Source organism: Pseudomonas sp. MDT1-17 (genome assembly GCF_054898105.1).
On the sequence record NZ_JBUBVM010000001.1, the window covers coordinates 4,723,929 to 4,736,878 of the forward strand.

The 12,950-nt window shown below is 59.6% G+C and carries 11 protein-coding genes and 3 pseudogenes; 8 read left to right on the top strand and 6 right to left on the bottom strand.

The genetic code is table 11. From position 1 onward, the window contains the following. Window positions 1-57: 57 nt before the first annotated feature. Window positions 58-792 (bottom strand): thioesterase II family protein, encoded by a 735-nt coding sequence (locus ACYZTX_RS21885; RefSeq protein ID WP_462035810.1) that lies wholly within the window; start codon window positions 790-792, stop codon window positions 58-60. Window positions 793-858: 66 nt separating this feature from the next. Next, the gene (locus ACYZTX_RS21890; protein WP_462035811.1) at window positions 859-2,031 is read right to left on the bottom strand and encodes an MFS transporter; all 1,173 of its coding nucleotides are present in this window, start codon (window positions 2,029-2,031) and stop codon (window positions 859-861) included. A gap of 242 nt (window positions 2,032-2,273) precedes the next feature. Here ACYZTX_RS21890 and ACYZTX_RS21895 point away from each other — a divergent pair, with 242 nt between their 5' ends. The 4 genes and pseudogenes from ACYZTX_RS21895 to ACYZTX_RS21910 form a co-directional block, all read left to right on the top strand. Continuing rightward, a complete protein-coding gene (locus tag ACYZTX_RS21895; RefSeq protein ID WP_462035812.1) occupies window positions 2,274-3,074 on the top strand; it encodes an SDR family oxidoreductase in 801 nt (266 codons plus the stop codon). Then, window positions 3,067-4,893, top strand: a complete 1,827-nt coding sequence (locus ACYZTX_RS21900; RefSeq protein ID WP_462035813.1) for a glycoside hydrolase family 15 protein — start codon at window positions 3,067-3,069, stop codon at window positions 4,891-4,893. Before ACYZTX_RS21895 ends, ACYZTX_RS21900 begins: the two co-directional genes overlap by 8 nt. Window positions 4,894-5,060: 167 nt before the next feature. Continuing rightward, window positions 5,061-5,450 carry a hypothetical protein gene (locus tag ACYZTX_RS21905; protein WP_462035814.1) on the top strand — a complete coding sequence of 130 codons (390 nt, stop codon included), beginning with the start codon at window positions 5,061-5,063 and terminating at the stop codon, window positions 5,448-5,450. Between the two features lie 58 nt (window positions 5,451-5,508). Then, window positions 5,509-6,093: pseudogene (locus ACYZTX_RS21910) on the top strand (alpha/beta hydrolase); the annotation flags it as partial. Here ACYZTX_RS21910 and ACYZTX_RS21915 read toward each other — a convergent pair. Then, window positions 6,062-7,045: a GlxA family transcriptional regulator gene (locus tag ACYZTX_RS21915; RefSeq protein ID WP_462035815.1), complete on the bottom strand. Its 984-nt coding sequence runs from the start codon at window positions 7,043-7,045 to the stop codon at window positions 6,062-6,064. The pseudogene ACYZTX_RS21910 and the gene ACYZTX_RS21915 overlap by 32 nt on opposite strands. Window positions 7,046-7,137: 92 nt before the next feature. On the opposite strand from ACYZTX_RS21915, the gene inhA reads away from it, so the two are divergent. Next, window positions 7,138-7,833, top strand: a complete 696-nt coding sequence (gene inhA / locus ACYZTX_RS21920) for an isonitrile hydratase (protein ID WP_462035816.1) — start codon at window positions 7,138-7,140, stop codon at window positions 7,831-7,833. Between the two features lie 541 nt (window positions 7,834-8,374). Here the strand turns inward: inhA and ACYZTX_RS21925 are convergent. Continuing rightward, window positions 8,375-8,863, bottom strand: a complete 489-nt coding sequence (locus ACYZTX_RS21925) for an SRPBCC family protein (RefSeq protein WP_462035817.1) — start codon at window positions 8,861-8,863, stop codon at window positions 8,375-8,377. A gap of 221 nt (window positions 8,864-9,084) precedes the next feature. On the opposite strand from ACYZTX_RS21925, the gene ACYZTX_RS21930 reads away from it, so the two are divergent. After that, window positions 9,085-9,483: a GFA family protein gene (locus ACYZTX_RS21930; protein WP_462035818.1), complete on the top strand. Its 399-nt coding sequence runs from the start codon at window positions 9,085-9,087 to the stop codon at window positions 9,481-9,483. Window positions 9,484-9,546: 63 nt separating this feature from the next. Beyond that, the gene (locus ACYZTX_RS21935) at window positions 9,547-9,948 is read left to right on the top strand and encodes a lysozyme inhibitor LprI family protein (RefSeq protein WP_462035819.1); all 402 of its coding nucleotides are present in this window, start codon (window positions 9,547-9,549) and stop codon (window positions 9,946-9,948) included. A 46-nt stretch (window positions 9,949-9,994) separates the two neighbouring features. On the opposite strand, the pseudogene ACYZTX_RS21940 reads toward ACYZTX_RS21935, so the two are convergent. Beyond that, window positions 9,995-10,255 (bottom strand): annotated as a pseudogene (locus tag ACYZTX_RS21940) (hypothetical protein); the annotation flags it as partial. Window positions 10,256-10,666: 411 nt separating this feature from the next. On the opposite strand from ACYZTX_RS21940, the pseudogene ACYZTX_RS21945 reads away from it, so the two are divergent. Continuing rightward, window positions 10,667-10,873: pseudogene (locus tag ACYZTX_RS21945) on the top strand (LysR substrate-binding domain-containing protein); the annotation flags it as partial. Window positions 10,874-10,885: 12 nt separating this feature from the next. On the opposite strand, the gene mrdA reads toward ACYZTX_RS21945, so the two are convergent. Next, entirely contained in the window at window positions 10,886-12,778 is a 1,893-nt protein-coding gene (mrdA, locus tag ACYZTX_RS21950) for a penicillin-binding protein 2 (RefSeq protein WP_462035820.1), read from the bottom strand. Window positions 12,779-12,950: the final 172 nt, after the last annotated feature.

Here is a 12,950-nt window from a genome sequence, read left to right on the forward strand (position 1 = left end):
TCCGCGTTCGCGAGCAGGCTCGCTCCCACAGGGGATTGAGTGAATTTTGAGATTGTTTCAGGCGCTGGCGGCCATGATGTGCCGACGATGGTGCACGTCGAGCTGATCCTTGATCACCCGCAACACCTTGGCCTCGTGCTCATGGATGAAGAAATGACCGCCAGCGAGCATGTCCACCGAAAAGCTGCCGCGGGTTTCCTTGCTCCAGCCGATCAGTTGCTCGGGGGTGGCGCGGTCGGTCTTGCCGCCGAGCACATGGATCGGGCACTTGAGCAACGGGCGCTGCTGCGGTTCGAAACGTCCGCACAATAGAAAGTCCGCGCGCAGCACTGGCAGCGTCAGGTTCATCAGCTCCTCGTTGGCCAGCACCTCTTCACTGGTGCCGTTGAGGGTGCGCAATTGCTCGATCAATTCGGCATCGGTTTTGGGTTCGGCGAAACCGCGATCGTAGTCGGCACGCAGGATCGGTGCGGCGGTGCCCGACGCAAACAGCGCCACCGGTTCCGGGCAGCCCAGCGAGCGAAACGCATGGGCCATCTCACAAGCCAGCAACGCGCCGAGGCTATGACCGAACAGCGCATACGGCGCCTTGAGCGTGGCTTTTTGTTCCTGCGCGAGTTGCAGCGCCAAGCGGCGCATGTCGGTGTGCAAGGGTTCGCCAAACCGGGCGCCACGCCCCGGAAGTTCCACGGGCTGCAGCTTCAGCCATTCCGGCAGTTTGCGCCGCCAGCGGCTGTAGACCATGGCACTCGCGCCCGAATAGGGCAGGCAGAGCAAAGTCAGCTGGGTCACCGGGCTTACCTCGAAAAGTTGTCTGTTAAGAGAACGGACGAGGCAGTACCTGAATTAGTCGAAGATCTATTTCAAGTGACGGAAGCTTTGCACTGCGGAACCGAGGACCACCGCGCCAGCAACAATCGCCACCCAAAACCCGCTACGCGCCCCAAATGCATCGATCAGCCACCCCGAACTGGCCGCACCAGCCGCCACGCCAATACTCAACCCAGTGACCAGCCAGGTCAGGCCTTCAGTCAGTTTGGCCGGCGGCACGATGCGCTCCACCAACGCCATCGCAACAATCAGCGTCGGCGCAAAGAACAACCCGGCGACGAACACCGCCAGCGACAGCCCGAGAATGTTCGTCGCCAGCAGCAACGGCAACGTGGTCACCGCCGTCGCCACCCCGCCGTAAAGAAACAGTCGCGGCAGCGGCAATTTCGAGCGCAACGCGCCGAAGGCCAACCCCGCCATACACGAGCCGATGGCATACACCGACAACACAATGCTCGCCGCCGCCGGCTGGCCCTGCTGCTGGGCGAACGCCACGCTGACCACATCCACCACACCGACGATGGTGCCCATCGCGACCATCAACAGCATCAGCAACTGAATCTCGCCAGAACGAATGATCGAACCCTGATGATGGTCTTCATGGGGATGAATCGCCGGCTCGGTATCACGTTGCAGCACAAACGCCGTGACCCCGATCGCCAGCATCAGCAACGCCGCCAACGGCCCGGCTTCGGGAAACGCGACCACGCACAACCCCACCGACAAGGGCGGCCCGACAATAAAGCAGACTTCGTCCAGCACCGACTCCAGGGCATAGGCCGTTTGCAGTTCAGGCTGGCCGCGATACACCTCGGTCCAGCGCGCCCGCACCATCGCCGACATGCTCGGCATGCAACCGGCCAGCGCTGCGAACAGGAACAACGTCCAGTTCGGCGCCTGCAAGCGAGTGCAAAGCAACACCAGCAACAACGCCCCGCCACCGATCAGTGCCGACACCGGCAAGATCCGCCGCTGCCCGAAACGGTCCACCAGCCGCGAAACCAGCGGTGCACAAAACGCCGTGGCCAGGGCAAACGTCGCCGCTACCGCACCGGCCAATCCATAACCGCCCTGCAATTGCGAGAGCATGGTAATCAGGCCGATGCCAGTCATGGAAATCGGCATGCGCGCGATCATGCCGGCCAGCACGAATGCTCTGCTGCCGGGGGCTTTGAATAGTTCGCGGTAGGGGTTTGCCATGGTTCGGGTCTCAACAAGGGCCTGCAAGTTGCCATAAGGCAGGTTTAGGGGAAAGTGGCTATTTGTTGGTTGAATGTGAAGACCTTGAAGATCAAAAGATCGCAGCCTTCGGCAGCTCCTACGTTGGAATGCGCTCACCTGTAGGAGCTGCCGAAGGCGGCGATCTTTTGATCTTGCTGCTGAACTCTAGGCCGCTCAAACCAGTCAGCTAGTTAAGCCCTCGACTCAAGGCTTTAAACTCCATGCAGATTTCCCTCGACCAACAAGTCGCCCTGATCACCGGTGCCAGTTCCGGCATCGGTGCCGGTGCTGCCAAGGCCCTGGCCGCCGCCGGTGCCGCCGTGGTGATCAATTACAACTCTCAGGCCGCCCCCGCCGAGGCGCTGGCCCGGACGATCAATGCTCAAGGCGATCGAGCCATCGCCATTGGCGCCGACGTCTCCAAAGAAGAAGACGTCGAACGGTTATTCACACAAACCCTCGAAGCCTTCGGTTTTCTGGACATTCTGGTCGCCAACTCTGGCCTGCAGAAAGACGCATCGGCCGTGGACATGAGCCTCGACGACTGGAACCAGGTGATCGGCGTCAACCTCACCGGTCAGTTCCTCTGCGCCCGCGCCGCCCTGCAAATTTTCAACCAACAAGGCATTCGCGAAGGCGTGTCCCGGGCCGCTGGCAAAATCATCCACATGAGCTCGGTGCACCAACGCATTCCCTGGGCCGGTCACGTCAATTACGCCGCGTCCAAAGGTGGCGTGGACATGCTGATGCAAACCCTCGCCCAGGAAGTCAGCCACCAGCGGATCCGCATCAACGGGATTGCGCCGGGGGCGATCCGCACGGCGATCAACCGCGACGCCACCGAAGGCGCAGCCGCCGAAGAACTGCTCAAACTCATCCCCTACGGCCGCATCGGTGACGTCGAAGACATCGCCAACGCGGTGGTCTTCCTCGCCTCCGATGCCTCCGACTACATTGTCGGTACCACCCTGTTCATCGACGGCGGCATGAGCCTTTATCCGGAGTTTCGCGGCAATGGCTGATCATCACCCCGAACGACAAAGCGCTATCGATGCCCACGGCATCATCGGCGACATGCGCAGTGCGGCACTGGTCAACGACAAGGGCAGTGTGGATTTTTTCTGCTGGCCAGAATTCGATAGCCCATCGATCTTCTGCTCGCTGCTGGATACGCCTGAGGCGGGGATTTTCCAACTGTCCCCGGATTTACCCGACGCTCGCCGCGAACAGATTTACCTGCCCGACACCAATGTGCTGCAAACCCGATGGCTTAGCGACCGCGCAGTCGTCGAAGTCACCGACCTGCTGCCCATCGGTGACAGCGAAGATGCCACGCCGGTGCTGATGCGCCGGGTTCGCGTGGTCAGCGGCCAGGCGACGTTTCACATGCGCTGCGCCGTGCGTCATGACTACGCTCGCGCCAAGACCCGAGCGCGCATGGATGAAGAGGACGTGACCTTCGAAGCCGCCGATCAGCCGTCCCTGCGCCTGTCTTCGGACCAGGTTTTACGTATCGACGGCCATGCGGCGGTCGCCGAATTCACCCTCGAACAGGACCAGAGCGCCAAATTCCTGCTCGGCGGCATCGACGATCCGCGCTTCCAGGAAGGCGCCGCAGCACTGTGCATGGAACGCACGCTGAAGTTCTGGCGCGACTGGATCGGCCAGTCCAACTACCGCGGTCGCTGGCGGGAGATGGTCAATCGCTCGGCCCTGGCGCTGAAACTGCTGACCTCGCGCAAACACGGGGCGATCCTCGCCGCCGCGACCTTCGGCCTGCCGGAAACGCCTGGCGGCGAGCGCAATTGGGACTACCGCTACACGTGGATCCGCGACGCCTCGTTCACCGTCTATGCGTTCATGCGCCTGGGTTTCGTTCAGGAGGCCAACGATTACATGCGCTGGCTACGCGGGAGGGTCAACGATTGCCACGGCAACTCCATGAAACTCAACATTCTCTACGCCATCGACGGCCGCCAGGAATTGCCGGAAACCGAACTTTCGCACCTGTCCGGCCATGGCGGCGCGACACCGGTACGGATCGGCAATCAGGCTTACGACCAGGTCCAGCTCGACATCTTCGGCGAACTGATGGACGCGGTGTACCTGGTCAACAAATACGGCGACGCCATCTCCCATGAAGGCTGGAAACACGCAGTGGAAGTGGTCGATCAGGTCTGCGAAACCTGGGAGCAAAAGGACGTCGGCATCTGGGAAATGCGTGGCGAACAACATCACTTCCTGCACTCGCGACTGATGTGCTGGGTCGCATTGGACCGGGCCATTCGCCTCGCCTCCAAACGCTCACTGCCCGCCCCGTTCGCCCGCTGGGACCAGACCCGTCAGGCGATCTACGCTGACATCTGGGAAAACTTCTGGAACGAAGAACGCGGGCACTTCGTTCAGTACAAGGGCGGCACCGCGCTTGATGGCTCGATGTTGCTGATGCCGCTGGTGCGCTTCGTCAGCGCCAAGGATCCGCGCTGGCTCGCGACCCTCGACGCCATCGAAAAGAATCTGGTGCGCGATGGCATGGTTTACCGCTATCGCAACGAAGACAGCCAGATCGACGGTCTGGTCGGCACCGAAGGCGCGTTCGCCGCGTGTTCGTTCTGGTACGTCGAATGCCTGGCCCGCGCCGGCCAGGTGGAAAAGGCACATCTGGAATTTGAACAGCTGCTGAGGTACGCCAACTCGTTGGGGTTGTACGCCGAAGAGTTCGACAGCCATGCGCGCCACCTGGGGAATACGCCGCAAGCGCTGACGCATTTGGCGCTGATCAGTGCGGCAAGTTTTCTGGATCGAAAACTGAGTGGGGAGAAGAATTTCTGGCAGCCGTGAACCGCCTCGCCACAAATTTGTGTAGTGTGAAGTCCTGCATCGCTTAAACAAAATCCCGCATCCTCCCCCGAAAAACCTTTGTTGCCAGCCGTTACATCCCCCCCTACCATCCACCGTCGACGGGTACAGCGGAGCTGTCCAACAAAACCCGAATTCAAGGAACCAGAATGACCCAGCGCATCCACCGCAGCATCGACACCCCACTCAGGTCCGGCCTGAACCGCGACGAGTTGTGGGAAGCCCACGACAAAGGCCTGATCAAATGCTGGGAGATCGGCCGCCAACGCGCCGCCCGCTTCCCCGAACTCGCCCAACGCTGCCTTGCCGGCGAACTGCCGGTGCTGGGCTGGAAAGGTGGTGTGAGTCGCAGCCTTAAAAAACTCGAAAAGTATGGCTCCCTCAAATACCTCGCTCAATGGCAAGGGTTACGCGGGGGAGATCTGGATATCGATCTGAGTGAAGAACGGGCGTTGACCTGCTCGCGAACCAACATGGTGGTGACGTTTACACCGGACCGGTCGAAGTACTTCAATCAGGTGGCGGAAGTCGAAGTCTAGGAGATAGGCGAAAACAACCTTGCTGGAGAGTCGAATTAACACTGAAGCGCTGATCCACTTCGGCGGTCGGGCGGCGTGCATCGTGGCGGCGCTATGGCCCGAGCGGGTTCGCTGCCTGGTGACCGGCGACGGTTACAACCTTCAGAACATTCCCCACTCCACCGAACCGCGGGACCCGGAAACCGAGCACCGCCTCTGGTATCAGTACTACTTCCACACACCACGGGGCGTCGAAGGACTGACGAAACATCGCCGAGCCTTGTGCGAATTGCTCTGGACCTTGTGGTCACCCACTTGGACCAAAGGCCCTGAGTTGTATCCGTTAAGCGCACCGGCCTTCGATAATCCGGATTTCGTCGATGTGGTGATTCACTCCTACCGCCACCGGTTCATGTACGCGCCCGGCGACCCGGCGCTGGAGTGGATCGAAGAAGCGCTGACCCGACAACCGCCGATCAGCGTACCGACGATTTCCCTGTGCGGTGCTGACGATGGCGTCGGACCGGCACCGGAGATAGACGAAGACATCGCCTATTTCACCGGGTGTTATGAGCGGCGAGTGCTGGCGGGCGTCGGGCACAACATTCCCGAAGAAGCGCCCGAGGCGACGGTCAGAGCATTACTGGATCTGCTGGAGGGCTGACGCTGAAACGCTCTCGATAGGCCTGCGGGGTCACGCCCATGGCCCGCAGAAAACTGCGCCGAAGCGTCTCTTCACTACCGAATCCACATTGCACCGCCACCCGTTTGATCGGCAAACCGGTATCGCTGAGCAAACGTCGGGCGGTCTCGACCCGAATCAGTTCGATGGCCCGGGCCGGCGTCTGGCCGGTGTCGGCGCGGTAGTGGCGCACGAAACTGCGTTCGCTCATGCCCGCCTGCAAGGCCAGGGTCGGGATGCCCAAATCCTTGGTGAGGTTTTCACTGATCCAGGCGTGAAGTTCGTCGAAACGGCTGCCTTCCTTCTGCAAAGAGAGGGTCACGCTGAACTGCGACTGGCCACCGGGCCGTTTCAGGAACACCACCAGTTGCCGGGCGACTTCCAGGGCCATCGTGCGGCCAAGATCTTCTTCAACCATCGCCAGCGCAAGGTCGATGCCGGCGGTGACCCCGGCCGAGGTCCAGACCGGGCCGTCATTGATGAAAATCGGATTGGGTTCGACCCGCAATTGCGGATGTTTCTGCGCCAACTGCTCGCAACGGGTCCAGTGAGTGACCACCCGCCGGCCATCGAGCCAGCCGCTGGCAGCCAGCAAAAATGCCCCTGTGCACACCGATGAAATCCGCCGACACCCGGTCGCATGTTCACGCACCCAAGCTACCAGCGGTTGGTCTTGCGCCGCGTCGTAAACGCCCCAGCCACCGGCAATGATCAACGTGTCGCTGCCCTCCTCGGGCAACGGCTCGGCCAACAGCACCAACCCCGCCGACGACATCACCGCCCCGCCGCCGCTGGCAATCACCGTCGGCGCGTAAGGCGGCGGCAAGCCTTTCTGGCGAGCAATATCGTTGGCCGAGGCGAACACCTGCAATGGCCCGGTGACATCGAGCAATTGCACATTGGCAAAGGCAAGCACATGAATGGTCTTCGGCATGATTGGCGTAATTCGTGGGGTTATTGGCGTATACGCCAAATCCTACGAGCCTACAGTAAAGGCGTCTACCCCCACCTCATGAGAAAAATGCCATGACGTTGCAGATCGGTTTTCTGTTGTTTCCACAGCTTCAGCAACTGGACCTCACCGGCCCTTACGACGTACTGGCCTCGCTACCGGACGTGAAGGTGCATCTGATCTGGAAGGACCTGGTGCCGGTCACCGCGAGCACGGGCCTGGTGCTGAAACCGACCACTACGTTCGACGATTGCCCGCCGCTGGATGTGATCTGCATCCCCGGCGGCAGCGGCGTCGGGCCGTTGATGGAGGATGAACAGACCCTGGCCTTCATCAAGGCTCAGGCCGCCAACGCGCGTTACATCACGTCGGTGTGCACCGGCGCGCTGGTGCTCGGTGCGGCGGGTCTGTTGAAGGGCAAGCGCGCCACCACTCACTGGGCGTATCACGAATTGCTGGCGCCTTTGGGAGCGATCCCGGTGAAAGATCGAGTGGTACGCGACGGCAATCTGCTGACCGGTGGCGGGATCACGGCGGGCATCGATTTTGCCCTGACGCTGGCCGCAGAGTTGTTCGATAAGGACACGGCTGAGCTGGTGCAGTTGCAGCTCGAATACGCCCCGGCGCCGCCGTTTACTTCGGGCAGCCCTGAGACGGCTCCGGCCAGCGTGCTGGAGGAAGCGCGCAAACGTGCTGCTGGATCGTTGAAGTTGCGCTCGGAAATTACCGAGCGTGCAGCGGCGAAACTCGATCGGGCGTCCGTACGTTGATCCATTCCTCGGTGCAGGCAGCGCCCCGGCTGCATCGAGGGCTTTCCATCGCTCACAAAAAAACCCGCCTAAGCGGGTTTCTCAAGACCATTGCGACATCCTGTCAGCAGCCATCCGGGCCTATGGTCGATCATCCGTGATCCTGAGTGCATCCTGCGACTCAGTTGATGGGGCCAGATTAAACACATCGGTGACGCATCAAAAGACGAGATGCCCGTCAACGGATGTAAGCCTTTGGCTACTCGGGCGCTGAAGGGGATTTCAGCAGACGAAAAAAAACCCGCCTAAGCGGGTTTTCCCAAGACCATTACGACTCCCTGTCGGCAGCGATTCCTTGCTTATGGTCGATCATCCATGATCCCGAGCACTTCCTGTGCTTCGGTTGATGAAGCCAGATTACGCTTCGGATCCAATGTGCAATAGACGACATAGCTACCATCGCGCGTAAGACATTCGCTATAGACGCCCTTCCGAAAACCCTTAGACGGCTCAGGTATCAAGCAGAGAGGCCTCGAATTCAGCGGCCTGCAGCGTGCTGCCATCACTCTTCCTGACGCTCGCGTTCCTTGGCACTGACTTTGAGAAACTCTTCGATGTTGTTCATCTGTTCATCCCAACCGCGGCTATCCATGCGGAACGCCTTGAGCCGGCGCGTTTGAGGGATGTGATCGAAACCGGACTCGGTGACCTTGAGCAACGTGCCGTCATCCATGTCTTCGAGCTCGAATTTCACCAGTGTGGTGGGCTCCTGGGAATAATCGATTTCGGGCTCAATCGCATACGGGTGCCAACGAAACGAAAACACCCGTTCCGGCTCGACCCGTTCCACCAGCACATTCCACAGCAGGTGCTCATAACCGGGATATGTAATCTGCCCCTGGGTCCACTCACCGGCGACAAAACGCTTGCCCTCCAGCGAAACGCCAAACCACTGCCCAAAGGCTTCGGCATTGGCCAGCACGCGCCAGACCTGCGAACGCGGCGTTTTAAGCAGGATCTTCCTTTCGATGCGATCTGATGCTGGATTCATAAGTCACCTCCTGTACTGAACAGTAGGCCTGTAAGACCACGAGACCAACCCTAAAGTTGTATCAATCGGGTATCGCAATCAACCCTGTACGAAATATTCGGCTGCATTTCTGCCCTTGAGCACCGGTTTGAAGACACGAGTCAGCGGGCTGAAGCTGATAACGTTTGCAAACCAGACAAGAATATTAGCCCCACACTCACTCATGCTCTCGGGGAAACATCATGAATAGCCTGCACGGCAGCTGCTTGTGTAAAGCCATCGAATACCAACTCGATTGTCTCGACATGCCCATCAGTCATTGCCACTGTCAAACCTGCCGTAAAGCACACGCTGCGGCATTCGCCTCGACAGCCGGGGTCATGCGCGAACATTTTCGCTGGACCAAAGGTCAGGACCATCTGAGCAGTTATGAATCGTCGCCGGGCAAGCTTCGGAATTTCTGTTCGGTTTGCGGTTCACATTTGATGGCTGAGCGCTTGGACCAACCCCACGTCATTGTGCGTGTGGCGACACTGGATGATGACCCGGAAATGATGCCTCAAGCGCATATCTGGGCATCCCATGACGTGCCCTGGCTTGAATATGAAGCCATTGAAAAACACCCTGAATGGCAAGCATAGATAACTGAATACGCCGCAGCGCTACACTGCACCTCAACTTTCCACGTCACAACGAGAATCCCCATGCACCCACGCTTTCTTCTGGCGCTGACACCTTTGCTGTTCACCACCGCTGCTTATGCGGTGGACTGCGACAACGCCGCCGATCAGGCCACGATGAATCAGTGCGCGGCGCAGCAGCACAAGGCGGCGGATAAGGAGTTGAATACGCTTTACCAGCAGATCAACGCGCGTTTGAAGAGCAACCCCGACAGCAAAAAGCTGCTGATCGGGGCGCAGCGTTCGTGGATTACGTTTCGGGATGCCGAGTGCAAGTTCTCAAGCGCCGGGGTGGAAGGCGGGAGTGTGTATCCGCTGATCTACAGCAACTGTGTGACTGAATTGACCAAGGCGCGGGTTGAGACTTTCAAGAATTACTTGAAGTGCCAGGAGGGGGATTTGAGTTGTCCGGTGCCTGGGGCTTGATACTTAGGGTGCCTGTGAGGGCCTCTTCGTCGGATCGCCCCCGGAGCACCGTAGCATTGTTCACATAACAGAATCCGCCCGCCGCTTCTGCCCGGGCATGGTGCCCCGGTGGACGACACAAGGCGTAAGCGGCCGGCTCGCCAGCAAGCGAGGCTGTCGGTTGCTCAACCGTAAAGCCCAATGAACGAGACGCCTGCACCAACCGCTGAGCGCGCTCGGGCACTTCCTGCGGCGTGCGCATCTGCCCACGGGAGTAGCAACTGCGCGGATGGTGAAGCGATTGTTCGGGGTGGAAAAAACTGCGCATGGGTTTATACCTGTCAGTTGTGGCGAGGGGATTTAGCGGACCGCCGCACCGCCCGTTCGGCTGCGAAGCAGTCGCAAAATCAGTTGACGCGTTGTGCAGGAAGAAATGCAGGCTCAGGTTTTAGGGCCGCTGCGCAGCCCAGCGGGGATAAATCCCCTCGCCACAGGTTTTGTGTTCGCAGCACTGTTCCTTAGTAGGCAATGCCCGCGCGGGCAAGTACGGCGTTAAGCAGAAGTCGCGCGCGGACCTGCTGCTCCATCGCCTCAATGGCTTCGTCGCGGTGATGACGCAGGTCGATGGTGAAATTCACCCTGTTGATTGCCCGTAGCGGGCGACGACTTGATCTGACCGAAACCGGAAAAGAAGTCCTGCGCATTGCGGCAGATATCTACGGGGATATTTCCCGACTGGGCACAGTTTGGTATTGGTTGTTTGCCGGTTCACTTGGTACGGCGGGATGTGGAGCAAGGTTTGCTCTGGCGTTTGCCGCTGGAAGAGGGAGTGGTCGATTTCGATATTCAACTGCTGTGGAACCGCGAGCAGAAGATGACTCAGGCAGAAACAGTGTTCCTGGAAAGCTTCCAGCACATGCTCAGTATTCGTGAGCCTGTGCTGTGAAGCCTTGATCGCTTAGACGTGAGGGTCGCCCGGCAATTTGCTCGGTGTGGCGTATTGCGGCTTCAGGTGGCCGTCCTGATCGAGTAACCAGGCATCCATGATCTGTCGCACCACGGGACCTGCGACTCGACCGCCGGCCTCGCCATTTTCGATCATCACCGAGATGACAATCTTCGGATGTTCGGCCGGGGCGAAGCCAACGAACAAGGCGTTGTCGCGGTTGCGCTCCAGGGTTTTCGCCCGGTTGTAACGTTCGCCCTGCTTGATCGCCACCACTTGCGCGGTACCACTCTTGCCGGCGATGCGGTATTGAGCCCCCGCCGCTGCCGCCCGCGCAATCCCGCGAGCGTCGTGCATCACCATCTGCATGCCATGGTTGACCTGCTCCCAGTCACGCGGGTCTTTCAACAGGATGTTTGGCATCGGGTGCTCATCCACTGGCGCAACACCGTCCACGGTCTTGGCCAGATGCGGGCGATTCCAGACACCTTTGTTGGCAATCAGCGCAGTGGCCTGGGCGAGCTGCAGCGGCGTGACCTGCATGTAGCCCTGGCCGATGCCGAGGATCACGGTCTCACCCGGGAACCATGCCTGACGGCGCGTGGCGCGCTTCCAGGCTTGCGATGGCATCAGGCCGGCAGACTCTTCGAACATGTCCAGCGAGACTTTCTCGCCGAGGCCAAACATGGCCATGTAGTCATGCAGTCGGTCGATGCCCAGCTTGTGGGCCAGGTCGTAGAAGTAGGTGTCGTTAGAGCGCATGATCGCTGCGTCCATGTCCACCCAGCCATCGCCGCTGTGGTTCCAGTTACGGTATTTGTGATCGAAGTCCGGCAGTTGGTAGTAACCAGGGTCGAAGACGCGGGTCTGTGGGGTGACGACGCCCGCGTCCAGGCCGGCAATGGCCACTTCCGGCTTGATGGTCGAACCCGGCGCGTAGAGGCCGCGCAGTACGCGGTTGAACAGCGGCCGGTCGATGGAGTCGTGCAGCGCTGCGTATTCCTTGACGCTGATCCCGGTGACGAACAGGTTCGGGTCGAAGCTTGGCTTGCTGACCATCGCGAGCACTTCGCCGGTCGACGGATCGAGAGCGACCACCGAACCGCGACGATCGCCCAAGGCTTCCTCGGCGGCTTCCTGAAGCTTGAAGTCGAGGCTCAGTACGATGTTTTTGCCGGGAATCGGATCGGTGTGCTTTAGCACTCGCAGGACCCGGCCCTGAGCGTTGGTTTCGACTTCTTCGTAACCTACTTGGCCGTGCAACTGCGACTCGTAGAATTTTTCGACGCCGGTCTTGCCGATGGATTGAGTGCCACGGTATTCCACCGTGTCCAGGGCTTTGGATTCTTTCTCGTTGATGCGGCCGACATAGCCAATCGAATGCGCAAAGTGCGCGCCCATCGGGTAGTGGCGAACGAATTGTGGCTCTACGTCGATTCCCGGCAGACGGAACTCGTTGACTGCCAACACGGCGATTTGTTCTTCGCTGAGTTCGTAAAACAAGGTGACCGGCACGAAGGGATGCCGGGCCTGCTTCATTGCCTTGTCGAACAGCGTTCGATCTTCTGTCGGCAAGTGCAGGAGGTTGACCACCTCATCCAGTTCTTCTTTGACATCGGAGGCGCGTTCGCGGGTGATGGTCAGGTTGAAGCTGGGCCGGTTATCTGCCAGAACCACGCCGTTGCGGTCGTAGATCAGCCCACGGGTTGGGGTGATCGCCAGGACATGGACGCGGTTGTTTTCGGAGATTGTCGAGTGATAGTCAAATTCGACTACCTGCAGGACATACATGCGCACTACCAGCGCGCAGGTAATGGCGACGACGAACAGGGCGCAAGCCATCAATCTTTTGTTGACCAGGCGCGTCTCTTTTTCGTGGTCCTTGATCGGTATCGGTTGGGGCATTTCTGCAGCAGCTCTTTGACTGTAAAGGGGGTGCCGATCCGTAGGCTTGAAATCAGTCCGTTAAAAAAACGAGCTGCACCATACCAAAAACCGTGCGGTCGCTTTAGTGCGATTTCCTCTAACGTTGTCCTTGAAGGGCAAAACAACGGAGTCTGTGACAGCTGGGAGCCGT

Coding starts and splice junctions, on each gene's coding strand:
- inhA (WP_462035816.1), top strand. CDS start 7,138: ATGACGTTGCAGATCGGTTTTCTGTTGTTTCCACAGCTTCAGCAACTG.
- mrdA (WP_462035820.1), bottom strand. CDS start 12,778: ATGCCCCAACCGATACCGATCAAGGACCACGAAAAAGAGACGCGCCTG.
- ACYZTX_RS21925 (WP_462035817.1), bottom strand. CDS start 8,863: ATGAATCCAGCATCAGATCGCATCGAAAGGAAGATCCTGCTTAAAACG.
- ACYZTX_RS21915 (WP_462035815.1), bottom strand. CDS start 7,045: ATGCCGAAGACCATTCATGTGCTTGCCTTTGCCAATGTGCAATTGCTC.
- ACYZTX_RS21930 (WP_462035818.1), top strand. CDS start 9,085: ATGAATAGCCTGCACGGCAGCTGCTTGTGTAAAGCCATCGAATACCAA.
- ACYZTX_RS21905 (WP_462035814.1), top strand. CDS start 5,061: ATGACCCAGCGCATCCACCGCAGCATCGACACCCCACTCAGGTCCGGC.
- ACYZTX_RS21890 (WP_462035811.1), bottom strand. CDS start 2,031: ATGGCAAACCCCTACCGCGAACTATTCAAAGCCCCCGGCAGCAGAGCA.
- ACYZTX_RS21935 (WP_462035819.1), top strand. CDS start 9,547: ATGCACCCACGCTTTCTTCTGGCGCTGACACCTTTGCTGTTCACCACC.
- ACYZTX_RS21900 (WP_462035813.1), top strand. CDS start 3,067: ATGGCTGATCATCACCCCGAACGACAAAGCGCTATCGATGCCCACGGC.
- ACYZTX_RS21895 (WP_462035812.1), top strand. CDS start 2,274: ATGCAGATTTCCCTCGACCAACAAGTCGCCCTGATCACCGGTGCCAGT.